27 protein-coding genes and 1 pseudogene are annotated in these 26,557 nt (G+C 42.8%); 18 read left to right on the top strand and 10 right to left on the bottom strand.

Annotation, left to right across the window (positions count from 1 at the left end; translation table 11 throughout):
- Positions 1 to 12 precede the first annotated feature (12 nt).
- The gene (locus KCTCHS21_RS29200; RefSeq protein ID WP_130616001.1) at positions 13 to 1,776 is read left to right on the top strand and encodes a type 2 periplasmic-binding domain-containing protein; all 1,764 of its coding nucleotides are present in this window, start codon (positions 13 to 15) and stop codon (positions 1,774 to 1,776) included.
- Between the two features lie 100 nt (positions 1,777 to 1,876).
- Here KCTCHS21_RS29200 and KCTCHS21_RS29195 read toward each other — a convergent pair whose 3' ends face one another.
- Positions 1,877 to 3,463, bottom strand: a complete 1,587-nt coding sequence (locus KCTCHS21_RS29195) for a response regulator transcription factor (protein WP_130616000.1) — start codon at positions 3,461 to 3,463, stop codon at positions 1,877 to 1,879.
- Positions 3,438 to 5,303 (bottom strand): cache domain-containing sensor histidine kinase, encoded by a 1,866-nt coding sequence (locus tag KCTCHS21_RS29190; protein ID WP_145988997.1) that lies wholly within the window; start codon positions 5,301 to 5,303, stop codon positions 3,438 to 3,440. Before KCTCHS21_RS29190 ends, KCTCHS21_RS29195 begins: the two co-directional genes overlap by 26 nt.
- A 361-nt stretch (positions 5,304 to 5,664) precedes the next feature.
- On the opposite strand from KCTCHS21_RS29190, the gene KCTCHS21_RS29185 reads away from it, so the two are divergent.
- The 4 genes from KCTCHS21_RS29185 to KCTCHS21_RS29170 all read left to right on the top strand — a co-directional run bounded on the left by KCTCHS21_RS29185 (position 5,665) and on the right by KCTCHS21_RS29170 (position 9,046).
- Positions 5,665 to 6,594, top strand: coding sequence for a phosphotransferase (locus tag KCTCHS21_RS29185; protein ID WP_130616780.1), 930 nt, complete (start codon positions 5,665 to 5,667; stop codon positions 6,592 to 6,594).
- A 60-nt stretch (positions 6,595 to 6,654) separates the two neighbouring features.
- On the top strand, positions 6,655 to 7,440 hold the full coding sequence (locus KCTCHS21_RS29180; protein WP_130615998.1) for a hypothetical protein: 786 nt from the start codon (positions 6,655 to 6,657) through the stop codon (positions 7,438 to 7,440).
- A 186-nt stretch (positions 7,441 to 7,626) separates the two neighbouring features.
- Entirely contained in the window at positions 7,627 to 8,517 is an 891-nt protein-coding gene (locus tag KCTCHS21_RS29175) for a hypothetical protein (RefSeq protein ID WP_130615997.1), read from the top strand.
- Positions 8,518 to 8,560: 43 nt separating this feature from the next.
- A complete protein-coding gene (locus KCTCHS21_RS29170) occupies positions 8,561 to 9,046 on the top strand; it encodes a GyrI-like domain-containing protein (RefSeq protein WP_130615996.1) in 486 nt (161 codons plus the stop codon).
- Here the strand turns inward: KCTCHS21_RS29170 and KCTCHS21_RS29165 are convergent.
- Entirely contained in the window at positions 9,021 to 9,725 is a 705-nt protein-coding gene (locus tag KCTCHS21_RS29165; protein ID WP_130615995.1) for an HAD family hydrolase, read from the bottom strand. The two genes, KCTCHS21_RS29170 and KCTCHS21_RS29165, sit on opposite strands and share 26 nt — an antisense overlap.
- 275 nt (positions 9,726 to 10,000) lie before the next feature.
- Between KCTCHS21_RS29165 and KCTCHS21_RS29160 the strand changes: the two genes are divergently transcribed.
- From KCTCHS21_RS29160 to KCTCHS21_RS30985, 10 genes are all read left to right on the top strand, one after another.
- On the top strand, positions 10,001 to 10,864 hold the full coding sequence (locus tag KCTCHS21_RS29160; protein WP_130615994.1) for a MurR/RpiR family transcriptional regulator: 864 nt from the start codon (positions 10,001 to 10,003) through the stop codon (positions 10,862 to 10,864).
- Positions 10,857 to 11,879: a serine hydrolase domain-containing protein gene (locus KCTCHS21_RS29155; protein ID WP_130615993.1), complete on the top strand. Its 1,023-nt coding sequence runs from the start codon at positions 10,857 to 10,859 to the stop codon at positions 11,877 to 11,879. The genes KCTCHS21_RS29160 and KCTCHS21_RS29155 overlap by 8 nt, the downstream gene beginning before the upstream one ends.
- A gap of 2 nt (positions 11,880 to 11,881) precedes the next feature.
- Positions 11,882 to 13,195, top strand: a complete 1,314-nt coding sequence (locus tag KCTCHS21_RS29150; RefSeq protein ID WP_232058000.1) for an ABC transporter substrate-binding protein — start codon at positions 11,882 to 11,884, stop codon at positions 13,193 to 13,195.
- 137 nt (positions 13,196 to 13,332) lie between these two features.
- Positions 13,333 to 14,256 carry a carbohydrate ABC transporter permease gene (locus tag KCTCHS21_RS29145; RefSeq protein ID WP_130615991.1) on the top strand — a complete coding sequence of 308 codons (924 nt, stop codon included), beginning with the start codon at positions 13,333 to 13,335 and terminating at the stop codon, positions 14,254 to 14,256.
- Positions 14,253 to 15,077, top strand: coding sequence for a carbohydrate ABC transporter permease (locus tag KCTCHS21_RS29140; protein ID WP_130615990.1), 825 nt, complete (start codon positions 14,253 to 14,255; stop codon positions 15,075 to 15,077). The genes KCTCHS21_RS29145 and KCTCHS21_RS29140 overlap by 4 nt, the downstream gene beginning before the upstream one ends.
- A gap of 34 nt (positions 15,078 to 15,111) precedes the next feature.
- A complete protein-coding gene (gene murQ, locus KCTCHS21_RS29135; protein ID WP_130615989.1) occupies positions 15,112 to 16,029 on the top strand; it encodes an N-acetylmuramic acid 6-phosphate etherase in 918 nt (305 codons plus the stop codon).
- Complete coding sequence (locus KCTCHS21_RS29130) at positions 16,030 to 16,962, top strand: BadF/BadG/BcrA/BcrD ATPase family protein (protein WP_162309400.1); 933 nt, start codon at positions 16,030 to 16,032, stop codon at positions 16,960 to 16,962.
- A 480-nt stretch (positions 16,963 to 17,442) separates the two neighbouring features.
- The gene (locus KCTCHS21_RS30990) at positions 17,443 to 17,598 is read left to right on the top strand and encodes a hypothetical protein (protein WP_157994148.1); all 156 of its coding nucleotides are present in this window, start codon (positions 17,443 to 17,445) and stop codon (positions 17,596 to 17,598) included.
- Between the two features lie 38 nt (positions 17,599 to 17,636).
- On the top strand, positions 17,637 to 18,068 hold the full coding sequence (locus KCTCHS21_RS29125; RefSeq protein ID WP_130615987.1) for a hypothetical protein: 432 nt from the start codon (positions 17,637 to 17,639) through the stop codon (positions 18,066 to 18,068).
- The gene (locus tag KCTCHS21_RS30985) at positions 18,065 to 18,238 is read left to right on the top strand and encodes a hypothetical protein (protein ID WP_157994147.1); all 174 of its coding nucleotides are present in this window, start codon (positions 18,065 to 18,067) and stop codon (positions 18,236 to 18,238) included. Before KCTCHS21_RS29125 ends, KCTCHS21_RS30985 begins: the two co-directional genes overlap by 4 nt.
- Before the next feature lie 108 nt (positions 18,239 to 18,346).
- On the opposite strand, the gene KCTCHS21_RS29120 is transcribed toward KCTCHS21_RS30985, so the two are convergent.
- Genes KCTCHS21_RS29120 through KCTCHS21_RS29110 form a run of 3 tightly spaced genes read right to left on the bottom strand, consistent with a single transcriptional unit; the run spans position 18,347 to position 21,289 of the window.
- A complete protein-coding gene (locus KCTCHS21_RS29120) occupies positions 18,347 to 18,862 on the bottom strand; it encodes a hypothetical protein (protein ID WP_130615986.1) in 516 nt (171 codons plus the stop codon).
- Positions 18,855 to 20,612, bottom strand: coding sequence for a sensor histidine kinase (locus KCTCHS21_RS29115; RefSeq protein ID WP_130615985.1), 1,758 nt, complete (start codon positions 20,610 to 20,612; stop codon positions 18,855 to 18,857). The genes KCTCHS21_RS29120 and KCTCHS21_RS29115 overlap by 8 nt, the downstream gene beginning before the upstream one ends.
- Positions 20,609 to 21,289, bottom strand: a complete 681-nt coding sequence (locus KCTCHS21_RS29110) for a response regulator transcription factor (RefSeq protein WP_130615984.1) — start codon at positions 21,287 to 21,289, stop codon at positions 20,609 to 20,611. The genes KCTCHS21_RS29115 and KCTCHS21_RS29110 overlap by 4 nt, the downstream gene beginning before the upstream one ends.
- A gap of 211 nt (positions 21,290 to 21,500) precedes the next feature.
- On the opposite strand from KCTCHS21_RS29110, the gene KCTCHS21_RS29105 reads away from it, so the two are divergent.
- Positions 21,501 to 21,680, top strand: coding sequence for a hypothetical protein (locus tag KCTCHS21_RS29105; protein ID WP_130615983.1), 180 nt, complete (start codon positions 21,501 to 21,503; stop codon positions 21,678 to 21,680).
- A 44-nt stretch (positions 21,681 to 21,724) separates the two neighbouring features.
- Positions 21,725 to 22,291 (top strand): annotated as a pseudogene (locus KCTCHS21_RS29100) (methyltransferase domain-containing protein); the annotation flags it as partial.
- An 84-nt stretch (positions 22,292 to 22,375) separates the two neighbouring features.
- Here KCTCHS21_RS29100 and KCTCHS21_RS29095 read toward each other — a convergent pair.
- From KCTCHS21_RS29095 to KCTCHS21_RS29085, 3 genes are all read right to left on the bottom strand, one after another.
- Positions 22,376 to 22,732, bottom strand: coding sequence for a hypothetical protein (locus KCTCHS21_RS29095; RefSeq protein ID WP_130615980.1), 357 nt, complete (start codon positions 22,730 to 22,732; stop codon positions 22,376 to 22,378).
- 66 nt (positions 22,733 to 22,798) lie between these two features.
- On the bottom strand, positions 22,799 to 24,268 hold the full coding sequence (locus KCTCHS21_RS29090; RefSeq protein ID WP_130615978.1) for a sensor histidine kinase: 1,470 nt from the start codon (positions 24,266 to 24,268) through the stop codon (positions 22,799 to 22,801).
- Positions 24,255 to 24,920, bottom strand: coding sequence for a response regulator transcription factor (locus KCTCHS21_RS29085; RefSeq protein WP_130615976.1), 666 nt, complete (start codon positions 24,918 to 24,920; stop codon positions 24,255 to 24,257). The genes KCTCHS21_RS29090 and KCTCHS21_RS29085 overlap by 14 nt, the downstream gene beginning before the upstream one ends.
- A 172-nt stretch (positions 24,921 to 25,092) precedes the next feature.
- Between KCTCHS21_RS29085 and KCTCHS21_RS29080 the strand changes: the two genes are divergently transcribed.
- A complete protein-coding gene (locus KCTCHS21_RS29080; RefSeq protein WP_130615974.1) occupies positions 25,093 to 25,608 on the top strand; it encodes a hypothetical protein in 516 nt (171 codons plus the stop codon).
- Positions 25,609 to 25,651: 43 nt separating this feature from the next.
- Here KCTCHS21_RS29080 and KCTCHS21_RS29075 read toward each other — a convergent pair whose 3' ends face one another.
- The gene (locus KCTCHS21_RS29075) at positions 25,652 to 26,476 is read right to left on the bottom strand and encodes an N-acetyltransferase (protein WP_130615972.1); all 825 of its coding nucleotides are present in this window, start codon (positions 26,474 to 26,476) and stop codon (positions 25,652 to 25,654) included.
- Positions 26,477 to 26,557: the final 81 nt, after the last annotated feature.

Below are 26,557 nucleotides of genomic sequence, written 5' to 3'. Positions count from 1 at the left end.
GAGGTCCAACAAATGAAAAAAGGTCGGTTTAGAAATCTGTTTCCCCTCGCTTTAGTTCTGGTTATGGTATTTACAGTAGTCGGATGTAGCTCGAACAATAAGGAAAACGCAGCTCCGTCTCCTACTAGTTCTGGTAATGAAGTAAGCTCACAGCCAACGGAGAGTGCAGAGCCTTCTAAGGAGGACATTACGATTACCGTTTGGCCTGTAACCTTCGCGCAAAACTTTCCATCAGGCGTGCAGCAGGATCCTGTCGCTAAGGATATTTATGAGAAGACCAAAGTCAAAATTGATGTAGAAAGTCATCCTACCGATGAGAAGTTTCAGGCCATGCTGGCAAGTGGGGATTTGTCTGATGTCATCATACCTGAGAATACGACGCAATATGTGAAGCAATTAATTGAAGGAGACAACTTGGTCGATCTGGAGCCCTATCTGGCTCAATACGCTCCGGACATATTGAAGAATGCAGCCGATGCTATTGAATATTCGAAAAAGTACCAAAGCAATGGCACAGGCAAGCTCTATTTCATTCCTTCAAGTATTGTTAACAAGCCAAGTCCAAAAATTGAAAATAAAGCAATCGTAGGTCCTTTCCTCAGATGGGACTACTACCAAGATATCGGTGCACCTGAGTTGAAGGGCTACGATGATTTCTTGAATGCAGTTAAAGCAATGCTGGATAAGCACCCAACGAATGAAAGTGGTCAGAAGTTCTACGGCTTCTCACAATGGTTTGACTGGGATATCTGGGGAATCGCAATGTTCCCATCGTTCATGGAGGGCAAGGATTATTTCGCAAACGGATTGTATCAGGTCGATCATGCCACGGCAGAAATGGAAAGCATGCTAACTGCAGAGCGTAGTTCGATGTGGTTAGGCGTTGATTTCTGGAACAAGGCTTATAAGATGGGGCTACTGGATCCTGATGCACTTACACAAAAATACGATACAGCTATTCAGAAGGGCTCATCCAACCGTGTGCTAGCGGCTATTGCAAGCTGGCAGTTACGCGACTCAAACGCTCTGCTTAACAAAGCAGGAATGCCGGATAAAGGGTACACTCCTGTTCCAGTTCCTGTGACCGGGGGTAAAAATATTTATTCAAATGTAGGTCCCTTCGGTAGTAACCGCTACTGGGCAGTTAGTAAAAACGCTAAATCTCCTGAAAGAGCTGTTGAACTCATTAACTATTTCTATACAGTAGAAAACGCTGAGACATTATACAATGGAATCAAGGGTGTCGATTGGACGGAAGAAGGCGGTAAGAGGAAGCAGAGTGCGGCCTTCCTTGAAGGGATGAAGGCGGATCCTAATTACGTGCTTACAAGCGGTGCGGGGAAATATAATAACATTATAGGATTGAACAAAGAGTTTATTAATCCCAATACTAACGAAACCCTTCTTATTCAGAGTAGAGAGGCTTTGCTAGAATCACTTATTCCCGTGGACAAAGCAATGACCGAGCACTATAAGGTTGAGCTTCCTGTGGACATTTTGCCTCCTGATCAGAAACCGTATTTCGACAACTATTCCTATATTGCTCCATTCATGCCAATCGCTCCGGATGATATTAAAAGGATCGACGACAAAATCATCAACTATGTCCAGTCTGCATTGGCTAAGATGATATTAACTAAGGATGAAGCTAAGTATAATGCAATGAAAGAAGAAATTATTTCAAAAGTGAGAGCAATGGATTACGATACCTCGTTCAATTGGTATCAGACCGCTTTTAAGGAAGCTAAAGAAAAAGGCGAGCCGTTCATGAAGTAAATTGCAAAAAAGGTTGGGCCAGAGTTGTATATCTGCCCAACCTTTTTGCAATTAAAGCTAGTATTTAATTTGCCAATGGTTCCTTGCCAGGTACTGACGGTCATTGGGTTTTCTTCTGGTATATGGAAGGTGTCACCCCCACCAGCTTACGAAAAATCGTTGGAAAATAATTAACGTTTATATAACCAACCTTCTCTGCGATTTCATTCGTCTTCAAACTTGTGTTACGAAGAAGTTCTTTGGCCTTGTCGATGCGAATCTTGTTGACGTACTGAGTGAAAGGCTCTCCGACATCTTTCTTAAAGCATTGCCCTAAATACAGAGGAGTCATCTTGTATTCCTGAGCAATCTGTTTGAGATCAATATTATCTGCATAATGCTTCTCGATATAAGTCAGTACAAGGCGGATAATTGGGCTGATCTGCTCCTCGTACTTCATGAAATAGTCTATTGCGCTATATGCTATTTCCTGTAGGGAGGTGATCATCTCTTCAATCGTGTCCAGTCGGTAAACTCCTTGGAAGATATCCCGTGTGTCCTTGAAAAAATCATTAGACTTAGGCGATATTTCCTCCACCACGGCTTCAATATGAAGAGTCAGTCCCAAAACAGCATTCGTAATATATTCCGGAGCAAAATGCCGCCTATCCCGCAGCTGGGAAGATACTTCCTCGAAGTAGGGCTGTATCGCGGTCTTATCCTTCGCGGATAAAATTACGCGTAGCTTGTCATAGTCCAGACGGGGCATCGTGATGTCCTGCTCCATGAATGGTGCAGCATCTTCATAATGAACAATATGATTATAGCTGTAGATGAGCTGTAGCTTCTGAATGTTTTTGGCTTGAGTATAACTAAGAGGTACCTGCCTATAGCTTCTCTGTATGGATCCGACTGTTACGAACACGTCGATATCGAGCAATGTATGGATATGCTCGATGCATTTTTCCAACACCTCGTGCACATTCTGAATGTTTAATAGCCCGGTTTCTTGATATATGATTATCGCGATATCCCCGTTCATATCGATAATGGACATCCCGTCAGCGTGTTGTGACACAAGCTCATTGCAAATATTGTTTGCCGCAAAACGGAGGAGCTTCTTGTCTTTGATTTTATACTGAGCTATTTTTTTATCATCATAAGCGATTTTTATCATCGCAACGAGGAAGCTATCCTGGTGTAGTTGGATATCAAGCAATGATGCACGTGTTTCAAGCTCTTTCTTGTCAATGTCGTCGGTCATCCATCGATAGACGACATTTGTTCTCAGAATATTCTTCTCCTGCTGCCGTTCGATTCTAGTGAACTGCTCGCTTTCAATTTTCTTAGTTAAATTCTCCAAAGTAGCAATTAATTCAAGAGTGGATACTGGCTTGAGTAAATAATTTTCAATGCTTAGCAGAGCTGCTTCTTTTACATATTGGAAATCATCATAGCTGCTGAGTACGATGCATCGGGTATTCCAATTCTGTTGCTTGATGTGTCGGATGAGATCGATTCCGTTCATCTCTGGCATTTTGATATCGGTTATGACGATATCGATATTTATTTTTTCGAGCAGTGTCACTGCTTCGGCACCGTTTACGCAGCAACCAGCGATTTCCAATCCCAGCTCATTCCAGTTCACAATGTTCGTAAGTCCTTCGAGTATGATCGGCTCGTCATCGACGATTAATACTTTCAACATAATCTTTGAGCTCCTTCTGGGTCATTTGGGGGAAACGAATCGTAACACATGTACCTTGACCCACTTGGCTGGTGAGCTTCAGCCCATACTGTTCACCGAATGCGATTTTTAGTCGACCGTTTACATTTGTTAGTCCAATACTCCCATCGCCGCTTGAATAAGCGGTTTCTAGGCGAGCTTTTAATACCTCCAATTTATCTGGAGGGATGCCTTTTCCGTTGTCTTCAATTTGCAGAATGACATTTGCATTTTCTATATAGCCCGTAATACGCAGTCGATTGTCCGAAGAGCCTTGCTTATAGCCGTGAATCGTATAATTTTCCAGAAGTGGCTGGAGGATATGTTTAATCATACCGTTGAGTAGCAGCTCATCCGGTATATCAACCTCGTATTCAATTCTGTCATTGTACCTAATTCTGAACAAATTCATATATGCTTCAGCGTGACTCAGTTCTTCCTCTAAGGAAGCAGAATATTTGCTACTCATGCTGCTTCGGAACAGGTCTGATAAAATATAAATCATGTCAGCGATGGATTGTTCCTTAGCGGAAAGAGCCCTCATCCGAATAACCTCAAGCGTATTGTAAAGAAAATGGGGATTGATTCTTGCCTGCAGCGCCGCAAACTCGACACTCTTTTGTTTGAGTTCCAGATTTTTCTGCTGAAGCTGTGAATCCTTGCGTTCTATTTCTGACAAGTAAACCTGCTCGATGTAGTTCGTTAATTCATCGCTCATTTTGTTGAAGCTAAGCGCGATTTGATCGATCTCGTCTCGAGCCTCCTTAACCGGAATTCTTCGATCCAAGTTACCGTTACGGTTTAGCTTCATTGCATCGACGACGATTCTAACCTTCCGCGAGAAGGTATTAGAGCCGATAAGCATAAGGATCATGCATACGAGGATAGACAGAAAAGTCAGGAAATAGATCGTAGTGCGGATTCCTTCTGTCTTCTGAAGTACGGATGATTTGGGAATTACGTATGCGATCGTGATACCGGGAATGGTAGAGGCAATCTTGTTAATAATGCTGTCGTGACCATTGATGGAGGCTGATTTGCTGTCCAGCAATGAAGAGTATGGGTACTGCTGCTTAAAGTATTGACCGGAAGAATCATAGATGACTTCGTCTTTGTTTAGCAATACGATTATATTACCGGACATTTCTTTATCCAGCCTGGAGAGGATGTTTCCGAATCCCCGAGGATCAAGATCGGCTATTAACGTACCAATGTTTTCACTCGAGCCTCTACGCTTGATCGGGATAGACAGCGCATAGGCTAGACCTCCCTGCTCTGAATTGTAATAGTAGGGAGAATAAGCGGGGTGGATAATTACATTGGAGCCTTTGCTGTCTTTAGGAATAAGCATTTCGGGATACTTATAATGCTCGTAGGGGAAATTTTCTGACGTTACCGCTTTGGAATATTGGTATATCTGATTGTCCAGATTTTTATGCACATAAAGATTAACGATATCTTCTGATCTTGAAAATTGTGAGAAAAAGTAGTTGTCAAATACCGGTTTTTTCTCTAGATAAGTAAGACTGTCCATTTCATTTTCTAGAAAATAAAATACGTCTTCCCGTGCATAGGTATCCAGATAGGTTTGCTGCAAAATGACTTTGATCATCTTAACCTGAGAGTTTATATAGTCGTTCATGTTAAGTAATACGATATCGCTGAATTTGATTTCCTTGTCTATGAGCATTTCATTAACGTTACGAATGACAAAGTTGCACAGTAACAGGAAGACGGATGCCGTAATGCACATGTACACTAAAAATAGCTTGTTGAAATAGCGAGTCTTAAAGTACTTATAGTAGAAGGAACGTAAATTCACCGGCTTCACCTATCTGCTGTGTATAGTGGGAGATAGTCCCATTATATAGGCAATCGGGGGTGCGTTCTATCATTGACTGCAGGTTATCCATGTTATTTAAACCTATTCATACTAATTAAAAGTTAACCTCATCTAATCATTCGAAAAAAACGTGTGCAGCCGACCTTAAGGTGGCTGCACACGTTTTTTTGTACGACTATTTTTTTCAAGACCTTATTCAACATCATAACAGAACGGAAAGAAACAGTCTACATTTTTACCAAAATTTATAATACAGTTGAGCTGCCAGTAAAATTAGAAATGGAGTGATGTTTCCGTGGAATTCTCTTATCACCTCGATCCAGCTGATCTACAGGAGTATATCGGAAAGGTTTTTGGCAACAGTTATTTAATTGCAAATGTAACGAGAATGCATGGTGGTGCACAAAAGGTGGTTTACAAAATAGACTGTAGCAATGGATTTTCCTGTGTTCTTTACGTGTGGGATCTTACCATGAATTATTTTCAAGAGGAAATAGCTAACGAGAATATTAACGCACAATCCTATGGGAGCCATTTATTCGAAATAAACAACAGATATTTAACTGCTCAGGGTATTAGAACCCCGGCTTGTCATGATCTGAATAAGGAGAGGAAGTGTTACTCTTTCGATTATGCTCTCGTTGAATATGTATCTGGACATAAAGCTGAAGTTTATTTCCAGCATTCGGATTTACGAGTTCAAGATCAAGTGTTTCAGCGGCTGGGAGATATGATTACTAGAATGCATGGCAACGAAACACATTTCTATGGAAAACCAGATCATGGTGGGAGTAACGCGGGGGAATGTTATCTTTTACAAATGGAAAATGCAAATATGCAGCTAGCTTATGCCTCCCAGCATATCGACAGCATCCGAACAAATCAAAGCAGGCTGCTTGATAAATTGTATGAGCTTGAATCTAGAATTGAACCTAGAAGTCGCTATGGATTCATACATGGAGAGCTTGGTCCTGACCATGTACTGGTTACCGATGATTTGGAACCCTATTTAATCGATATTGAAGGGGCTGAGTTCTACGATATCGAGCATGAGCATAGTTTCTTGGAGTTTCGATTTGGGGATTTCTACAGATATCTAAAAAATGATAATCTTGATCCTGACAGGATGTTGTTTTATCGCTTCCATCATCATATCTCTTTAACTTCGGGTGGTTTGAAGCTTCTTCATAGAGGATATCCGGATCAACAATTTGCAAAAGATCTCGCTGTTCATCATACCAGATGTGCGCTACAATTTATTGAAGATTGAACTCATATATTATTATCAAAGTTTCGATATATAAGATATAAAATTCAGAGGTGGATTAACATGCAGCTATTAGAAGCTTTTAAGCTCAATGAAGAAGGATACGCTTTAATTCAAAAATTTATTTCTCGGCGAGTGGAGCTAGACATTGAGGACGAGAGACAGGAATTAGAAGCTCTTACTACGAAGCAGTTGGAGATCTCGCAAAAAAGTGGGTTTTTCAATTCAATCAACAAATTGCATAAGGACCATGCTACATCAAAGGCGGACGAGCGGATTAGACATAAGGTAGCTTGGAAAGACAACTGGGATGCACATCATATATCTTCATTAAATTCCGAATTGAGAAGCTATTCTATTCACGATTTAATTCATAAGCATATCGGAACAGTGATTGGTCGAGTTCAACTGTATTTGATTTTGCAGGAGGTTGTTCACACTCCTATTTATTATGCACAGGACTCCTCGAAGGCAGTGGGGGATGAGAGGAACTTTGAGAAGACGATCAATAGCTTCTCCCAGCTTTGTGGACTTAATAATATTGGATTCAAAATATTTGAGGATACGAAGGCTTTCTTCAAAGAGATAAAAAGAGAGCTTAGTCATCTGCCGGAGGAAGCAGTTGCTCTTAACGTTGCCAAGGTCACGAATTTCATAAATCACCTTAAGTCTAATGACAATCCTGATCGTTCCTCCACAGGTCATTCGTTAGCTGAAGCTCAGACCTTATTTTTAGAGTTTAAGCGAACTGCTGAGCATGAGATTGTTTTTAATAATGCAAGTAAGAATAAGAAAGAGGACCTCTCTCTTCTTGATATTTTGAATGATGGTCTTAAACGAATTATTTAATGTAAGTATGTACAACCGATCAATAGTTTGGAAGACGCTTTTCTAAGAAAATGGTGGTGCTGAGGTTTTAACTACTCCGGCAGCACCATTTTTTTATGTGGCATTGCTTAATTAGAGAACGGGAAGGATTTCCAACCAGTAAATGTCGAATAAGTAAGAATCACACTTTGTATGCGGAGGATTCCGATGAAAAAAGCAATTCCACTAATTGTGTTGGCCGCCGGGCTAACTTTACTAATAAGCTCTTGCTCTGACAACTCCGGTAAAGCTGAATCCACGAGTACAATCACGAATGCCGTGGAGAATATCCAAGCGACCCAAGCCTCAGTAACAGCTGTTCTGGAAGAAAAACTGCCTGCCCCCTATACGTTAGCCAATATTAAAAACGCTATGGAGGAGTATATCAATTATCGTCTATGGCTTTACCCTTCGAAAGTTGAGCTTAATGCTTCTCCCAAGAGCTTTGATCCCTATATCGGAAAGACAATTGGTGTGGAGGTTCGTGTCTATGAGAGTAGCTCTGGGGAAAAGCGGGTGTATGCTCAAACAAGCATAGGTGATTGGTGGTTAACCGAATTCAAAACAAGTAATGGCATTGTCTACAGTGACAACCAAGTTAGCAAAGAGGATACCGGTTTATGGCCAGAAGGGAATTACGAGGTAGCTGGGACGTTCGAGCTGAAGGTCCAGGAGCCGCACAAACCGAATTATGGAGCATCGGCACGTAAGGATAAGATGATAGCTGCTGCGGAGAACCATTTAAAGAACGTGTGCAATGATTTACTCAGAGGCGAAGAAGGGGAGATATGGTCGGGAACAACTGCATATTTGGAAAACTTCTATGAGTATGAAGAAGTGGTTTCTACATGGTTGGTCAGACCGGATGGGTACTTATGGAGTTCTGGGGTGAGTTTGTCAGAAGAAAACGGTAAGTTTAATGCAACGGGGATAAAAGGATTCGCCATTGACGATATAAATAAGCTAGACAAATATGACCTAACTCGCTATGGATTTGATAGAGGAACTCAAGACGCAGTGAGACAATTGACTTGCAACGGTGATGACCAAATCCAATAGCGGTAACTTTAGAAATGTACTCAAATTAGGAGGCTGACTCATCATGCAAAGAAATGAATCGGTATTGATTGAGAAAGAGTCTTTCAACGCTATTGGTTTAAAATGGGTAGGGACATTTGCGGAAGCAGGAGCGGGTGGCATTCGGGTCGTTCAAGCTGAAATGCTTAATCGATTAAAAGAGATTAGCCACATTATTCATCCGAAAACCTTGTTAGGTTTATCCTATCACATAACTGAAGGTGGATTTACTCACTTTGCAGCAGTTGAGGTCGAGCAAGTAGAGAACATCCCAGAAGGTATGACCGCGATTACTGTTCCCAAGCTGATCTATGCGAGTTGTGAGCATAAGGGGGATCAGAATATAGATGCATCGTATAAAGATATTTATAATTGGATTGAGGGTAGGGGCTTTGAGTTGAGTAAAGGCGATCTTACTCATTTGGAAGAATATCCGTTGCACCAAGATCCGTACACTAAGGATCCTGAATTTGTAATTATGATACCTATTGAGAAGCTAAAAAGTCGCTGATTTTGTTTAAGCTATCGATCATAAATTTTGGACGAATACTAGTATCAATAGGATTGCTCATTCGATTGTAATAACAGAAGTCTATACCAGCGTTTAATGCTCCAAAGTAATCGTCATTTAATGAATCCCCTACAAATAGTGCCTCTGAATGATGGATGTTCAATCTTTTTAGAGCTTCTGCAAATATCTCCTTATCCGGTTTCCAGTACCCGACTTCATCGGAAATAACCAAAGCATCAAAGTAATGCTCTATTTTTCCTACGGCGAGCCTGCATCTTTGGGCTTGCCCGATTCCGTTGGATATAATCGCTAGGTTGTATTTACCGTGCAAATGAGACAATATATCCGTCGCATGCTCTTCAAAGTCACATGCGTTACAGAAAGTATCCCAGTACAAATTAGCCAGTAGTTTAGAGTCGGAATGGTCCAGCCTAAGCTCTTTAAGCGTGTCCTGAAAGGACAGCTCCAATATCTGATAAATATTGTGGCCGGACTTGTTTCTTTCGTTCCAATAATACATGTTGATTTTACTGTAATGAATCCAAAAGCTATCCCAAGTAAACGACTCATGATGAATTAGACCGTGCGTTTGCACCGTTTGTTGCATCGACTTCAATTCACTCGCCGAGTAATTTAACAAAGTATTGTCTAAGTCGAAAATAATAGCTTTATAATTCATAGGGAGTCTCCTTTCTAACTGCGTAATAAAACAAGAATGATATAAAAAGAAGCTACCCAAAAGTTTATCACATTGGTGAGATTAATAAACCCAATAGAGTGGTGTTAAACTAATAAAGAAGTATGTTGATTGTCTAGATTGAGTGCTTCGTGAAATATTATTTTATAAATATGTTGATTATTGTGAAACAATAAATTATTATGAATGTATAAGTGTTTGCCGTAAACAACACTTAAGCTTTTCAAAATGCTTGATCATTAAAGGCGGGGAACGATTTGCAGGGTGGACTTGTTAGTATTAAAGAAACGTATCACACGTTAAAACCACAAGAACGAACGGTAGCCGATTTCATTCTGGAGCATCCAGAACAAATCGTGAAGATGTCTGTACAGAAGCTTGCGGAGCTGACGGGTGTCAGCGAGGCGACTATTGTCCGACTATCGCGTTCCCTGCATTTCAAAGGTTTTCAAGATTTGAAAATGCGGATTGTTGCCGACCTGGCACAAACTGCACAAGCATCCATGGATACGGACAGTTATCAGGAAATTCAAGTAAACAGTTCAGTATCGGCCTTGATTAACTCGATATCCCACAATAATATCCAGTCCATACAGGATACGTTGTCGGTATTGTCGGAACAAGATGTGGAGCGCGCTATTGATGTAATCGGCTCGACAAGAAAAATTTGCATTTTTGGTATTGGTGCATCGGGTGTCATTGCAGAGGATTTCATGCAAAAGCTTACCCGCATTGATCGTTGGTGCGAGGCAGCGTATGATTTCAACTCGCAAGCAACGTTGGCAGCGAACCTGAAGGCAGGAGATGTGGCGTTTGGTATTTCTTACTCCGGACAAACGGAAGATATAATCGGTTCACTCTCGATTGCGAAGCAAAACGGAGCCACAATTATTTCCCTCACTAAGTTCGGGAACAATCCGGTGTCGGAGTTAGCGGATATTCGACTGTTCACCAGCTCCTTGGAGAAAAGCATTCGTAGCGGGGCGATGGCTTCACGTATTACACAGTTAAATGTTATTGATATTTTGTATGTAGGAATTGCGCAATTGAAATATGACGAGACGGTTCAATTATTAGAGAGAACAAGAATTGCCGTGAGTCGTTCGAAGCGCAATGGATAAGCTGATTCAAATGCTGTGCAATTGGGTAGAGGACCGAAGGGTCCCCGGTGCAGTTGTGGATATTCGTATGAAGGGCGAGCAAATATTTCAGGCTGCTTTTGGAAGCGCTAACTTATCGACGGTATATGATGTTGCATCGTTAACGAAGGTAGTTGCCACACTTCCATCCATCCTAATACTTGCTCAGTCGTCGAAGCTCTCGCTTAGCGATCCCGTTCAGAAGTTTATTCCGGAGTTTCGTCATCCCAAGGTGACTATTGAACATTGCCTTAGGCATGTATCTGGTTTACCTGCTTCCCTTCCAGGTTATCGTGAGCGATATACGAGGAGAGATGTCCGACAGGAAATTTTATCACAAGAGCTTGCATTTGAGCCCGGCGAACGTATGATTTATAGCGACCTAGGTATGATTCTGATTGGGTGGATCGTATCTCGTGTTTCTGGGCTAAGCTTGGATGTCTTCATTAAAGACAGAATATTCAAACAATTAGGAATGGAGGATAGTTGTTTCAATCCTCCGCCGAGCTGGATGAATAGAATCGCTCCAACGGAATGGGATGGGAAAGGTTACCTCTTAGGCGAAGTCCATGACGAAACCTGTTATCGACTTGGTGGCGTATCCGGCAGTGCTGGGCTGTTCTCCACAGCTGATGATTTATCGCGTTACGCTCAAATTTGGCTCTACCCCGAAAGCCTTTCTCTCTTAACCCGGAAGTCGGTAGATGGTTGTACTCAAGCATCGATTGAAGGAAGAGGACTCGGATGGCAAATACAAGACGGTAAACAAGCGGACCTCGCTTGCGGTCCCCTTTGGCCGATTGGTAGCTTCGGTCACACGGGTTTTACCGGAACCAGCCTATGGATTGATCCCATAAGGGAACTGTCGGTTGTATTACTTACCAATGCGGTTCATTACGGCAGGGACAGCGAGATTAAGCAACTCAGATCCATTTTTCATGATGCCGTAATGACCTCATTAATAGATAAGCACTGCACAACAAGGGAGGAAATATGAAAATGAAACGTGTTTACAGCTTAGGAACAGTTGTTTTACTCTCAACATCGCTCGTTGTATCTGGTTGTGGCAGCAATAACAAGGCAAATGAATCATCACCTAGTAATTCGGCGACACCGTCTGCATCATCTTCCGCATCTAATGGTTCTGGTGAGAAAGTAAAGCTGACCATGGGCAGTTGGAGAACAGATGACAAAGCGGTCTATGAGAAAGTATTTGCGGAATTCAACAAGCAGTATCCAAACATTGAAATTGACTTTTCACCTACAAAAAGCACAGAGTACAACACCGTTCTAAATACAGCTCTTCAAACGGGCGAGGGTCCTGACATCATTCACCTGCGTCCATATGCAGCAGGGATTGGACTGGGAGATTCCGGGTTCATTGAGCCAATTAACGGTCTGCCAGGTTTGGAAGTGTTCCCGGCTGATGTAATGGCGGCATCTACAGGCAAAGATGGCAACGTCTATGGCGTACCAATGGCGCTCAACACAGTAGGGATTATGTACAATAAGAAAATTTTCAAGGATAACAATCTGGAAGTGCCTAAAACTTGGGATGAGCTTCTGAAGGTTTCTCAATCATTGAAAGATAACAAGATCATTCCGTTCGGCTTCGGTGCTAAGGATGGCTGGATTCTGTCGATGACACAAGGCGCAATCGGTCCTGCTGGTTACGGCGGTAATGAATTCGTTGACAAGCTTCTCAAAGGCGAGAAGAAGTTTACAGATGAGGAATATGTACAATCCCTGCAGCTGATGAAAGATTTGGTCCCGTACTTCCCGGACAAATTTACAGGTATTGGCTACGAGGATATGAGAACGTTCTTCGCAACAGAGCAAGCTGCGATGTATGTTCTGGGTGATTTCGATGTAGGTGTAATCCAAACGATGAATCCTGCGTTAGAGCTAGGCGTGTTCCCGATTCCTTCGAAGGTTGCTGGTGCTTCACCGACTGTATCGACTTATGTGGATGGCTCTTATGCAGTTAACGCAGCATCGAAACATAAAGAAGAAGCTAAGAAATTCTTGGAATTCGCAACGAGCAAAGAATTCGGCAATCTGTTTGCTAATGAAATGAAACGCGTCAGCCCGATTCCTGGCGTAACGGCTACTGATCCGGTTATTGCTCAATTCGCTGAGCTGGCGAACACAGCGTCCACGCCATATCTAATGGTTACGAATTTCAATAGTGGCAATCCAACAACTAAGGTGACACTTGAGAATTCAATGCAAGCCTTATATTTGAATAATATGGATGCAAAGAAAGTAGCGGAAGAGCTTCAGAAGAATGTTGATACTTGGTTCAAGCCTTAAGTCATAATCTAATAATTAATTAATAGCAAGCCCCGGGAGTAAAAGTCTCGACGAGTGGGACTGTTGGTCCGCTAGCGCGCGCTTTGAACTTCCGGGGCTATTGTGTTCTATTCATGTGAGCGAGGTGTAAGCTTTCAATGGCCGACAAACCAAAACGTCTCCAACGAAACAGATGGTCCATTCATTTGTTTCCAATTCCAGCCCTCGCCATCTATTTGCTGTTCATCATCTATCCGATCTGTGCAGCATTCTCGTATAGCTTGTATGACTGGAAAGGCATTAAGAAGCTTGAATTTATCGGCTTCCAGAACTTTAAAAACTTATTCACGCTTGAGCCGTTTAATACGATGTTCTGGAATGCACTTGAACATAATGTGATTTATTTTGTCGTTCAAATGGTTGTACAGAACGGAATTGCATTTCTACTCGCCTATCTTGTGTTCCAGAAAATTAAGGGATCCGGATTTCTTAAAGTGGCTTATTTTCTACCTAGACTGTTGTCCGTCATTGTAGTTGGGTTCTTATGGAAGCTAATCTTAAATCCGACATATGGAACAATTAACGTTCTGCTTGATAAATTGGGCTTGGACTCATGGACGATGCCTTGGTTAGGCGATCCGAGCACTGCATTAATCTCAATCATTCTTGTTAACAGCTGGTTCGGTGTGGGGCTTTCTCTGCTAATATTCTTGGCGGGACTGCAGTCGATTCCGACAGAGGTTGTGGAAGCATCCCGTCTAGACGGAGTTAGAGGATTCAGAATGATTCGAACCATTATTCTTCCTTTGATGATTCAGCCGATTATTATGGTTACGGTGCTGACCTTTATTCAATCCTTTGAAGCGTTCGAGCTGATATATGCTATGCAGGGCTCAATGGGTGAGCCGTACTATTCAACAGATACAATGGCTGTATTCTTCTATCGTACAGCATTCGGAGGCTCCTCTAGCGACTCGGTTGCAATCGGTCTTGGCTCTGCATTGGCCGTTGTCATGTTTGCGATTATCGCCATTATCTCAGCAGCTTTCTTGGCTCTGACAAGGAAGGTGAATCAGGAATGAGACCAAGCTTGTCATTTCGAATTATTCAGCATACGACCGGTTATCTGTTTGCGATACTAAGCTTGTATCCCGTATTTCTTATGGTCTCCTCTTCATTTAAGACAACGCTTGAGATATTCAAGGAACCCTTAGCATTACCGAAAAAGCTGTCGTTCGCCGCTTATGAGAAGCTGCTCGATCAACTACCCTTCGGTACGTATTTGTGGAATAGTGTTTTCGTCTCTGTAATAAGCGTCGTTATTATTTTGATTTCATGCTCTTTAGCTGCTTATTACATCGCACGAACTTCGTTCAAATGGAACGGTGCGCTGATGTTTATCTTCCTGCTCGGCATGATGATTCCGATCAAGCTGGGGATTGTGCCAATGTTCCTATTAATGAGGGATCTCAACTTAACGAACTCACCTTGGTCACTTATTGCCATCTATTCGGCTATGGGGATACCTCTGGGAGTCATGATCCTTTCAGGATTTTTCAGGACGCTGCCGAAAGAGCTGGAGGAAGCAGCCAAAATCGATGGGTGCACGGATATGCAGATTTTGCGTCGTATTATTTTGCCATTGATGCGCCCCGCACTGGGCACTGTTATGATCATCAACTTCGTAACAGCATGGAATGATTTCTTCTTCCCGCTGATCTTTATCCAAAGCGAGCTGAAGAAGACGATTCCGGTCGGCATGATGTCTTTGTTCGGGGAGTATGCCTCCGATTGGAGTACGTTGTTCGCAGGACTTACGCTTGCTTCGCTGCCGATGATCGTCATGTTCATTATTGCATCTAGGCAATTTATGGATGGAATGACGGCTGGTGCGGTCAAGTAAGGCGACGATTGGAAGACAACAGGAGGAATGTTTAGTGGACACATTGGAGCATCTTGTGACCGAACAGCGTAATGAACGGACGCTTGATTTGAGTGAACTAAGTATCAAGGAAATTATAGAAATTATGAACGATGAGGACGGTAAAGTTGCAGGAGCGGTTCGGCAAGCTTTGCCTGTAATAGAGCTTGTCACTGCGGAAATTGTGAAGGCATTGGAGCAAGGGGGCAGACTGATCTATATTGGAGCTGGAACAAGTGGTAGATTAGGCGTGCTTGATGCTTCGGAATGCCCACCTACCTTTGGAGTAGATTATGAAACAGTAATTGCATTGATTGCAGGCGGAGAAGGTGCGTTTATAACCGCGGTAGAAGGGGCCGAGGACGATGAGCATCAGGCCGCTATTGATTTGCAGAATAAGCAATTAACAGAAAAAGATATTCTCATCGGGTTGGCGGCTAGTGGCAGGACACCCTATGTTAAAGGCGCATTGCAATATGCTAAGCAGTTGGGAGTGGTTACGGCAGCAGTCACCTGTAATCGGAACTCAATCCTGAGCGAGTACGCGGATTTGGCAATTGAAGTTGAAGTGGGGCCTGAAGTTTTGACCGGCTCTACTCGTCTAAAGGCGGCGACCGCGCAGAAGATGGTCCTCAATATGCTAACAACGGCAGCGATGATTAAGCGAGGCAAGGTATATCAGAATTTAATGATCGATCTGAATGTGAGCAATTATAAGCTGCGAGAACGGGCGCATAGTATCCTAATGCAGGCAACTGGCACAACAGCTGAGGAAGCTGAGATTAAGTTGGTTGAAGCAGGTAATCATGTGAAGACTGCCATTGTGATGATAGAGGCGGGCGTAAGCCAATCAGAGGCTTCCCGCTATCTGGAGGAGACGAATGGATTTGTCACTAAGGCAATTGCCCAGGCTCGGTTGGAGCTCAGCAGGTAGGTGGATAGACGAGTGAAATATGTCATTGGTATTGATGGTGGAGGGACTAAGAGTCTCTTGCATATGATGGACTTGGAAGGCAATTTATTGCTAGAGCTTCGTGGTGGGCCGACTAATATTTATGCGACGAGCGAACAGGCGGTTGAGCAGGAGCTGACCGAGCTACTTAGTCAAATGGTAGAAGCTTCGGGACGGAGTATTGCTGATTGTGTAGCGCTCTGTCTCGGCAGCGCCGGCGTAGACCGTCCATATGAGAAGCAGGTTCTCAGCGACATATTCCGAAAATGCGGAGTAACGGGCATTCTGACTATTACCCATGATGCCGAGGCCGTTCTAGTTGCCGGAACTGGGAAGCAGGAAGGCATTACGCTTGTATCCGGTACGGGGTCTTTCGGCTTTGCCCGAGACCTGGAAGGCAATCGCGCACGTACTGGCGGTTGGGGACACCTGATCGGAGATGAAGGCGGCGGCTATGACATCGGCATCAATGCCATTAAAGCAGCCGTTCGTAGCGAGGATGGGCGGGAAGCGCCGACGTTGCTTCTCCCGATGCTTATGAAAGAGATTGGTCTAGAGCGTCCGGAGCAGTTTCTGCAATATGTGTACAAGACTGCAGGGAAGCCGCAAATTGCAGCATTAGCCAAGGTCGTCTCTGAGGCGTATCTAGCAGGTGATGTAAGGGCCAAGCGGATTTTGGAAGATGCGGCGAGTGAGCTTTACTTGAAGACAAGCACGCTCGTTCGTGCGCTTCATTTCGAGAACCGACCCATAACGCTTGTCGCGAACGGAAGTGTCTTTACGCATATTCATTATGTTTATGAGCGTCTTAGCCATCTTATCAAGTCATCTTACCCTGAGATTACCGTTGTGAAGCCTACTCTTCCAGCTGCTCACGGAGCTGCGCTAATCGCGCTGCAATCACTGCCGAAGTAGAGTTGTAAAGATGAATTTGGTTGGTAAGATTGAAATAGGTACTGTCAAAAAGGCGTTGGTACAGGGAGGTTGTCCTGTGCCAACGTCTTTTTGCGCTTGGCAGTGATTAGTCGGTGGGGAGCTGCCCGCGAATAAAGCACTGAGGGCTACTAAGAACCGAGGATTTGGGTGATTTCCCGCAAATAAAGCACTGAGGGCTACTAAGAACCGAGCATTCAGGTGAATTCCCGCGAATAAAGCACTGAGGGCTACTAACGACCGAGCATTCAGGTAATTTCCCGAGAGTAAAGCACTGAGGGCTACTAACGACCGAGCATTCAGGTGAATTCCCATTAATACTCCATTGTGATTGCCCATTATTTTCCATGTTATGATATAGTGTTTAGGAGCATGTTGTTTTTCAACTCATAAATAGTAGGACAAAATCCACTAGAAAGCATCATTACAGATCTAACCAAGATTGAAGGAGTGATTCCAACGATGATTTCCTTAAACAAACGTGCTCAGGCTATCTTGGGTGATGTATCTGTATTCTATTATGCTTTTTTTAAGTGGGGAGCAATTAAAGAAAATGGACAACAACTATCGTTTACATATCATAAGAAAAGTTTGTATTTCTTTGTCTTTTTAGTTTAATTCATGAGCAGGCACTTGAATTTGTTGCATTTCATTATTTGCTCAAGGATCAGTTTGCTTATTCTTTCGTGCTGATGCTACGGATGATTCATATCTATGGAATTATCTATTTAATTGGAGATTACAATTTAGTTCGTAGAGGTCGAATTAAGTTGATTGGAGATAGACTGTCGATTAACGTTGGGATTAGAAAAACAATTTCATTTGATATTGAAGAAATCGAATCTATAAAAGAAATCAGTAATGAAAGAGAATTAGTTCGATCTTCTAAGAGCTTTTGGGTAGTTGCAACACCTTTGTTTTATAAGAGCTTAATCGGTTTCCAGGATGAAATTAACTGCCAGATTACTCTTAAGAGCCAAGTGAGGGCATATGGTTTTTTGGGCAAAGCCCGGAATATTACGCATATTAATTTATCCTTAGATTATTGTCAGGAGTTCGTTCATACACTTAAGGGGGAGCACTATTGATAAAAATAGCAGAAGAAGTCATTTCATTGTATCCCCTCACGAGTCCAGTTATTGAATTTATTAGACATAATGAAAATATGACCTTTAAGGTGAAGGAGTCTTTTTTATTCGCGACCCTAATCGTAATGACTGGATCAAAGAGCATGCAGCCAAAATTTGCGATACGCTAGGCAAGGATTTTCTTGAAGGCAAAGAAGTTTTCTACTCCTTCTAACGTAGCATAAGCAAAGTAAACAAAAAGCAGCCCCAACCGGGCTGCTTTCCGTATAAGCTAGCAATTAATTCAAGGTTAACTCCTTTTTCCAAGTTAACTCTTTGCCTTGATCATTTTTGAAAATAAAGATAATCTGACCTTTCTCTTTCTTCATCGTATCGGGATAGAAAAAGCCAGAAAATTGTCCGTCTCCGCTAATGTAGAACCCATCCCCACCGTTTCCTCCATGCTCAACAGCTTCTGCTATCGTATTTATTACTTTGCTTTTGTCGGAAATCCACTGCATTTCGGTCAAGGAATATCCTTCCGGGCGCTTGTTTACGAGGAAATCGAAACTATTCCCCTCTATGGGTTTGGGAGTCTGATCGATAATAATTAATATTTCCTCGTCAGCATTCACGGAGTCATCTTTAGTATTGCCGTTCTCTTGACTGGTTTTAGGAGGCTGCGTATTTGTGTCATCTGATTGCTTCGTTTCTGTCACATTAGGCGATTCTGAGTTTGATTTTGTACCGCACGCACTAATCAGAAGTAACGCGATAAGAGCTATAGTGAGATAAGCATAATTTTTTTTATTCATGAGTTTCTCCTCTGCTTTCATTCAAGGTAAAATAAAATGCGACGCCATGCTCCGTATTTTCCACACCAAACTCACCTTCATGGAGCTCCATAATATGTTTGACGATGGCGAGCCCTAAGCCTGTCCCACCAGATTTGCGATCACGGGAGCGCTCAGCCCGGTAGAAGTGATCCCATATCCGACTCACATCCTCCGCAGCGATAGGCTCGCCCCTATTTTCTATTACTGTTGTTACTTTACCGACCGCTGTCCGCTTGATGTCAATTGTAAGAGTACTGTTCACCTCGGCATGCCGAATGGCATTACTCAATAAATTGACAGCAACCTGCTCAATCCGTCTAGAGTCTGCCCTTACAAGCAGATCATTCTCTTCCCCTTTATTTAACCTAATTTGGAGATTCTTACTCTCTAACTGTTGAGAGAACGAATCAATTACACTTTGAATAAGCGATGCCAGGGATAGGATTGTGGGCTGTAGCCGGATAGCTTTGACTTCAAATTTGGAAAGCTCCAGCATATCCATAATTAAAGCATTCATCCGATCCGTTTCATTGACAATCAAGGTAAGATAACGGTCTTTTTTATCGCTTGCAACCTCATCCTGAAGTCCTTCTGCGAAGCCTTTAACAATGCCAAGAGGGGTTTTCAACTCATGTGAAATGTTCGCGATTAGTTCTTTGCGAAGCTGCTCGGATCTTTGCTTTTCTTTCATATCCTCCTGTAATTTCACATTCGCATGGGTAAGCTCTCGTAAAGCTGCATCTAAATTGTGAGATAACTTGATCATATTACGTGACAGCTCACCAAATTCATCCTTCGATTGGATCTCGGGCTGTATGGTAAAATCAAGGTTAGCAAGGCGGGAAGCCGAGCGGCTTAACAGCACTAATGGACGGGAAACCATTCTGGAATAAATCAAAGAAAGAATGATCACAAGCACAATAATTATTGGAGCCGTATAAACAAAATATTGCTTCAGTATTTCAACCGCTTCCCCAACAGGCTGTAGAGAGGTCATGGCGAATAAATATCGATCCCCATTCTTACCCTCTGATAGGGAATGAAGGAGAATAGCATACTGGATGCCGCTCCATTTGTCTGTCCATTCGACCTTTACTGTTGAGCCATTTTTCAAGCGGGACTGATATTGCTCGACTTGGGACCTCAAGTCCCGAAGGGCATCATCGATAAGGATATTCTGATAAAGAGGATTGTACGATCGTTGCTCAGGCAGCATGAGATCCGTTATTTTCCCCTTTACTCGAACCAAGCCCTTCTCGAGCTCATCATTATTCGGCTGTATGATCAAAGGATGCATGATCGTATCCTTCTCATCCATGAAGATGCCGTCTACAACCAGCATGTCGCCAATGTGAATATCTAGTGGAATTTTGTCCATTGGCATTCCATCCAGAGGAATAAGAATGGTAATGATCTTGCTGTCTACTCGTAGCTCCAGGTAATAAGGATTTATGTTTGTTCGCTCAAAACGATTGTTTAATATGGAGGTACTAGCATCGTTTTGATTCATAAATGTGCCAAGCAGCCGCGAGAGGTGTTTTTGATTGAACTCTTCCTGCTTGAATTGCTTCACGAATTGATTCATATTCCGGTCTATATCATGGATCTTGGACGTTCGATAAAATCTCTCGAAAAATAAGCCCTCTGCGAGCATCACCAACGAAAAAACAATCAAAATCAAAGCAGCCGTCACGACGAAAAGCTTAAGAACGACGCTGTGCCTTCTCATGCTTCCATTTCGAATTTATAGCCTGATCGAATGACGGTACATATATAACGGCCTTCATTTCCGAGCTTGGCTCTTAGTTTTTTGATATGAGTGTCTACTGTGCGTAAATCCCCCAAATACTCGTACCCCCAAACTGCATCCAAAATGTATTCACGAGACAAGACCTTACCATAGTGCTTGGTGAGAAAGAGGAGCAAATCGTACTCCTTCGGTGAAAGAGTAATTGTATTCCCGGCCACGGACACCGTATGTGCCATTCTGTTCACCGATAGGTCACCATAAATAAGCAGATCTCCGTCACGCCCAATAGTTCCTTCACTTCTTTTCATTAATGTAGTAGCCCTAGCTACCAATACCCGCGGACTCAATGGCTTGGTCACATACTCATCGGCACCTAGCTCGAAGCCTAGAATCTGATCATCGTCCTCCGCCCTTGCCGTAATAATGATGATGGGTACGTCAGATTTCTCGCGAATGCGCCTGCATACTGACCATCCATCCATCTCAGGCATCATAATGTCTAGAACAATCAGGTCAACGGAGGTCTGCTCGAAAATTTCAAGCGCAAGTCTTCCATTGTCCGCCTCGTATACTTCCCATTGCTCCTTTTTGAAATAATCCGTTATAAATTCGCGCATAAGCATATCATCTTCAACTAGTAATATTTTTCGTATCATTTCCTTACACTCCAGAATAATGGATTCATTCTTCAGTTATTCTTGCCGGAACTGAGCATAGGTATGAATCATGGTCAGTTAGTTATGTGCTCTTCGTCATGTAGACTAATCCTCCAGTTGTAATCTCAAATTCCACTATAGAGGAATGCTGTGTACAACGTGTGTATTGCTGTAGCAAGTAACTCACTTATGTCGGAGGTGCTTGGAAATTATGTTTCCTGATCTGACTCTGCATCCAGACTTCTTAAGCGGACAGTCCAAAGAATGGTGCGAACAGCTAGCAGCTAAGACGGGCAAATACGAATATCCATGGAAAAGCAATCTCGAAGGGGTAGCAGCAGAGGACATTTTAACTGAAAAGCTTACGGAAATGATGCATGGAAAGCTCTAGATGTAGGCTGTGGTCATGGTGAATATACGAATCTATGGGCGGATTATACTGAGGAAGTCGTTGGGTATGATATGACTGAAGGCTTTATTGCCACAGCGAATGAGCATCATCGAAAAGCTAATGTTCGATACGTTGTCGGTCGAACGCATGATGGGCTGCCATTTCCGGATAACTATTTCGATCTTGCTTATACGAAGAAGGGTCCAACAAGCTGGTATAAGGAAGGGAATAGAATTGTCCGTCCGGGAGGAAAAATAGTTCTGCTTCATCCTGGCGACGGTAATGGTGAAGGTGGAGAATTGGGGTTATGTTTTCCAGGTCTATTTGCTCCGCCTTCAGCAGGGACCCCGACCTTAGATCGAATTCAGAAGCAGCTGGAGACAAGCGGTCTAGCGGACATTCTGTTGTCTACTATCAAGGAAACAGCATGGGTTCCAACGCCGGAGGATGTTATGGCACTGGTGGTCTTCAGGCAAAGTGAAGAATACTCCTATTACGCTAGAGAAAAGTGCTTCGAACAAATCATGGTTCAATTCGGAAAGCATGCAAGCGATCAAGGGATTAAGACAACGAATAATTATTATTTGATTCAAGCCAAAGCATCAGAGTAGATGCTCCATACGATAGGATAAAGCAAAAGCAACCGGGCAGTATCTGCTCTCGGTTGCTTTTTGGGTTATTCGATTGTTGTTCGATTATTTTTTGGCAGCTGTTGTTTTTGATCCTTCAAAGTTACCAGAAACCGGTCCAATCGCTTCGGCTTTTCCTTCTTTAACTTTGGACCAATCCAGCTGGGATTCCGTTGTCTCGATAGTGACAGCACCGTTGGCTTTAGCTGTTGAAGGAAGAGTTTTTCCCTTATAAGTACCTTTCACTTTTCCAATGGCTACTGCTTTTCCTACTTTAACATTGGACAAATCCAGCTTCGCGTCTGTTGCTACAAGTGTCGCTCTGTTTTCAGTTGCAGAATCCGGCTTTGCAGCGAAAACAGCTTGAGCAGAGACAGCGGAGATAGCCAACGCAGCACCTAACATTAATAATTTCTTTTTCATACGAATCAAACTCCTCTATAAGTTATTTTTTCTTACACTTATGAGTTTAGCTTGTGTATGTGGAGCCTATATGGAGCTAATAAGTGGTGTAGATGTATTTTGCGGAAAATATAAGGAGAAGACGACGCCTTCAACTGTGTTCTTTGCACGAATAGAAATGTCCAACTGCTGTAAGATGTGTTTGGTAAGATACAATCCTAATCCGCTGCCACCCGTATTTCGATTGCGAGATTGCTCGAGTCGGTAGAAGGGCTCAAAGATTTGCTCGATTTTAGCTTCATTAATCCGTGTACCTGTATTCAGTATTTCAAGCGTTTGGCTACCTGCTATAGTTGGCGCGGTTATCATGACCCGTTCTCCGGCATTCGTATAGATAATCGCGTTGTGCGTCACATTATTTAATGCTGTTTCGAGGAGCTTCCTATCTGTGTTAAACCAAATATCCTCAGGTATCGAAGAAGATAAAGTAACGCCGCGTTGAAGTCCAAGCTCCTCATATTTGACCAGAAGCTCCTCGACGATTGTATTTAAGGATACAAGCTCGTCACTATTGGAGAGTGTTAGCCGATCTGACTTGGCGACATGTAGAATATTTGAGATCAAGATCTCCATTTCCTCCGCCACATGAAGTGTTTTATCTAAGTAGAAATCTCTATCCTCATAAATTCCGATTTTGTAAAGCATTCCTTCCAATTGCCCCTTCATGATGGTTAAAGGTGATTTCAATTCATGCGAAACAGCAGCAAATAATTCCCTTCTACGCGTCTCTATTTCCCGGTCTCTCTCCATCTCTAGTTGAAGCTGCACGTTGGCCATCTGTAGATCGCCGATCGAGCTCTTCAAATTAACGGCCATCGTATTCAGGCTAGCGGCGAGCCTTCCAATTTCATCAGAAGAATGAACTGGAATCAGTGTGTCCAATTCGAGCTCGGCCATACGGCTGGCAGATACGGTAATTCTGCGGATGGGTCTTGTAATAATCCGGGTGTAAAAAAAAGAACCCCCGACTGCGGCAATGAGAATGAACAATGCAACGTAGGGGGCAAGGAGCATGAGGACTTTGGATGCTTCATCAATCGGCTGGAGCTTGGTGTAGGCCGTTAAGTAAGCCGGTTTACCTTTGAGCATTAAGCTGCGGGTAACATTCGGATTATCCCTCTTGCCCGTCACTTTAGGTGTCGAAGAATCCGCGACAGTCGCCTCCTCTATCGTAATGGTGCCCTGTTTGATCTGGGTGGAAGGCAAAGGTATCTGTTTGGTCTCGTCGAAGAGGATGATGAAAGCATTAGTTTGTAGCTTTACGATATCAAGTTCCTTTTCCATTTCGGTATCGGATAAAGTGGGAATCTTAGCGATGAAAGTATCAATCTCATGCTCCAGCTGCTGTTGCTTGTAGTTGTTGTAGGTGTGAGGCAGTAAGGTGAAAATAATTAAATAAGTACTGACGGAAAACAGGAGAAGGATGGTCACGGTTAAGCCAAAAACTTTGAATGTAATGTTATTTCGTAGGGAGGAGATCAGTTTATTGATGCTCAAGCTTATATCCCACTCCCTTCACGGTTTTAATATAAGGGATATTCGTTTTTTTGCGGATATTCTTTAAGTGGGTATCAATAATCCGAGTATCTCCGAAGTAATCATAGCCCCAGAGCTGGTCCAGCAACTGCTCGCGGGTAACGATTTTCCCAGCTTGTGTGACCAATGTTTTTAGAATTTCAAATTCCTTGGTCGTCAATTCGACAGAGGTGTCATCGACGTAAGCATTATATGAGTCGATATCAAGCCGTAGCTCATGAAACTCCAGCCAATTGCCAGACTGGGTAGGGCGGGAGCGCCTCAGAATAGCCTCGACTCTTTTAATTAGAAGCTTGAAGGAGAAGGGCTTGGTCATATAATCGTCTGTTCCACTTTCGAACCCTTCTATTTGGTGATGCTCCTCATTCAACGCAGTTAATAGAATAATAGGAACATTAGATTGCTGTCTAACAATTCGAATGACATCAGTTCCGCTGAGGCCAGGCATCATGACGTCGGAAATGACCATATCGTAACGATTTTTATTCCATAACTGCAGCCCTTCGATTCCATCCGAGGCCGCAGTAACGATATAACCCTGAGAGGATAGAAATTGCTCAAGTAGTTGTCTTATTGCTGCGTCGTCTTCCATGACTAATATGTGCTCGTTCATATGTGTTCACCCCGAACTAGTATAACCCTTGAATCTGAAGTTCATATGAAGTTGGGGTCCAAAAATTCAAATGTAAATTAAAATATATTGTGGTAAATTTAAGAAGGTGCGATTGATGTGCCAAGCAGTACTAGAGTCTATTGCGCCTTATTAGAAAGGGTCGAATATGTTGATGAAAAAAGGAATTCTGCTTCTATCTGCAATACTGATCTTATCCCTAACAGCCTGTTCCTCTTCCGAAAAAGTAACAAAAGCTGAAGCGCCGAGTTCAATTAGCTCTGCAACCAATACCGAAGCCGTTCTAGATTCGATAAATTTATCGCAATATCGCACGGGTACGACAAGGACTCAACCCGAGTTAATTAATGTTTATAGTGATCAAGAGAAATTGGCTGTTCTGGGGGCATGGCTTAAGACAGCGGGCACGCCTGAAGTGTTCCCTGAGGACAAAAAAATAAATAGAATCAATGTTGTTGTGTATTTTTATAAAGTTGAGGAGCAGCCCTTAACAAGCGACGCGTACATGCTTGTCACGTTCGAGGATGGTACAAGTTATAGTAAACTCGCTGTACCGCCAAGGTTCATCGAGGATAACTATCCTTATGACGAGTCTGTGAATGAGTCCATTATTAGTCACATGGGCACGGATGATTGGCGTAAAATGGGGGATACAAATAATATTTTCTAGAGGAAAAAGAAGACTAGGGAGCTGCCTCTCTAGTCTTCTTTCCTTATTGGGGGACAGCAGTTGGAGCCCAAACCGCCCTTGTCCAAGCCATTTGCATACCGGCACGTTCCATATTATTCTGACTTGTGCTGCCGAAGCTTGCTTGAGCGACAACAAGATCACAGTTAGCTAGGTGTGCCTCGTACATTCGTCTTTGCAGGAGGGCTGTCTGTAATCCATTGCGCCTGAATTCAGGAACTGTTGCAGCAAGTGTACAGGAAGCTATGTTATTACTTATGTGCATGACAGCTACAGCGGCGGGTTTGTGATTCAGGAATGCCATGTAAATTTTCCAGCCTGATCTTCCAAGTAAACCAATGTTATTTTCAACGAAGTGATGCTTGTGTGTTATAGACATTCCAGATCCGATACAATGTATTTCTGCATACTGCTCAAAATCCATTTCATTATCAACTTCACGGATTGAAATTTCAGTAGGGAGTCTAGGTGATTCTCTACTAGGAAGCCCATACAGCACGGAGTGGAACCCTACTTGTTGGAGTCCACTCTCCGCCAAATACTTAAGCATCTGTGGAGTACAGCCCATAGGGTTTATGTCTAGTTGAAAGACTCGCTCCCTTTTCCTATAGAATTGAATGATTTCCTCTAGCTTATTAATATCTTCATGAGAGAATCCCTTCACACAATTAAATATGCCCCAAGGCATTGTTCTAATGTAATAAGCAGTTACATGTCCAAGTCTTTTTATTTCGACTCCCTCTGGATTACCACTTCGCTCACCAATTGAACTGATTCTTGATGTGAAAAAGTCAACTTCAGACTGCTCTATCCGTTTGGCCAACTCGTCATTAATGACGGGCAATTTCATTATTAGCACTTCCTATCCATGTTAAGGGTAAGATGCTATATTCTTATAATTAATTATACAATTGAAGGGATTGATTACCAT

The sequence above is a fragment of the Cohnella abietis genome, from assembly GCF_004295585.1.
GTDB lineage: Bacteria > Bacillota > Bacilli > Paenibacillales > Paenibacillaceae > Cohnella > Cohnella abietis.
The sequence above is the reverse complement of the archived record's forward strand: the minus strand, read 5'-3'. Positions and strand labels throughout refer to the sequence as shown.

Coding starts and splice junctions, on each gene's coding strand:
- KCTCHS21_RS29200 (WP_130616001.1), top strand. CDS start 13: ATGAAAAAAGGTCGGTTTAGAAATCTGTTTCCCCTCGCTTTAGTTCTG.
- KCTCHS21_RS29195 (WP_130616000.1), bottom strand. CDS start 3,463: ATGTTGAAAGTATTAATCGTCGATGACGAGCCGATCATACTCGAAGGA.
- KCTCHS21_RS29180 (WP_130615998.1), top strand. CDS start 6,655: ATGCAGCTATTAGAAGCTTTTAAGCTCAATGAAGAAGGATACGCTTTA.
- KCTCHS21_RS29175 (WP_130615997.1), top strand. CDS start 7,627: ATGAAAAAAGCAATTCCACTAATTGTGTTGGCCGCCGGGCTAACTTTA.
- KCTCHS21_RS29170 (WP_130615996.1), top strand. CDS start 8,561: ATGCAAAGAAATGAATCGGTATTGATTGAGAAAGAGTCTTTCAACGCT.
- KCTCHS21_RS29165 (WP_130615995.1), bottom strand. CDS start 9,725: ATGAATTATAAAGCTATTATTTTCGACTTAGACAATACTTTGTTAAAT.
- KCTCHS21_RS29155 (WP_130615993.1), top strand. CDS start 10,857: ATGGATAAGCTGATTCAAATGCTGTGCAATTGGGTAGAGGACCGAAGG.
- KCTCHS21_RS29150 (WP_232058000.1), top strand. CDS start 11,882: ATGAAACGTGTTTACAGCTTAGGAACAGTTGTTTTACTCTCAACATCG.
- KCTCHS21_RS29145 (WP_130615991.1), top strand. CDS start 13,333: ATGGCCGACAAACCAAAACGTCTCCAACGAAACAGATGGTCCATTCAT.
- KCTCHS21_RS29140 (WP_130615990.1), top strand. CDS start 14,253: ATGAGACCAAGCTTGTCATTTCGAATTATTCAGCATACGACCGGTTAT.
- KCTCHS21_RS30990 (WP_157994148.1), top strand. CDS start 17,443: ATGATTTCCTTAAACAAACGTGCTCAGGCTATCTTGGGTGATGTATCT.
- KCTCHS21_RS29120 (WP_130615986.1), bottom strand. CDS start 18,862: ATGAATAAAAAAAATTATGCTTATCTCACTATAGCTCTTATCGCGTTA.
- KCTCHS21_RS29115 (WP_130615985.1), bottom strand. CDS start 20,612: ATGAGAAGGCACAGCGTCGTTCTTAAGCTTTTCGTCGTGACGGCTGCT.
- KCTCHS21_RS29110 (WP_130615984.1), bottom strand. CDS start 21,289: ATGATACGAAAAATATTACTAGTTGAAGATGATATGCTTATGCGCGAA.
- KCTCHS21_RS29105 (WP_130615983.1), top strand. CDS start 21,501: ATGTTTCCTGATCTGACTCTGCATCCAGACTTCTTAAGCGGACAGTCC.
- KCTCHS21_RS29095 (WP_130615980.1), bottom strand. CDS start 22,732: ATGAAAAAGAAATTATTAATGTTAGGTGCTGCGTTGGCTATCTCCGCT.
- KCTCHS21_RS29085 (WP_130615976.1), bottom strand. CDS start 24,920: ATGAACGAGCACATATTAGTCATGGAAGACGACGCAGCAATAAGACAA.
- KCTCHS21_RS29080 (WP_130615974.1), top strand. CDS start 25,093: ATGAAAAAAGGAATTCTGCTTCTATCTGCAATACTGATCTTATCCCTA.
- KCTCHS21_RS29075 (WP_130615972.1), bottom strand. CDS start 26,476: ATGAAATTGCCCGTCATTAATGACGAGTTGGCCAAACGGATAGAGCAG.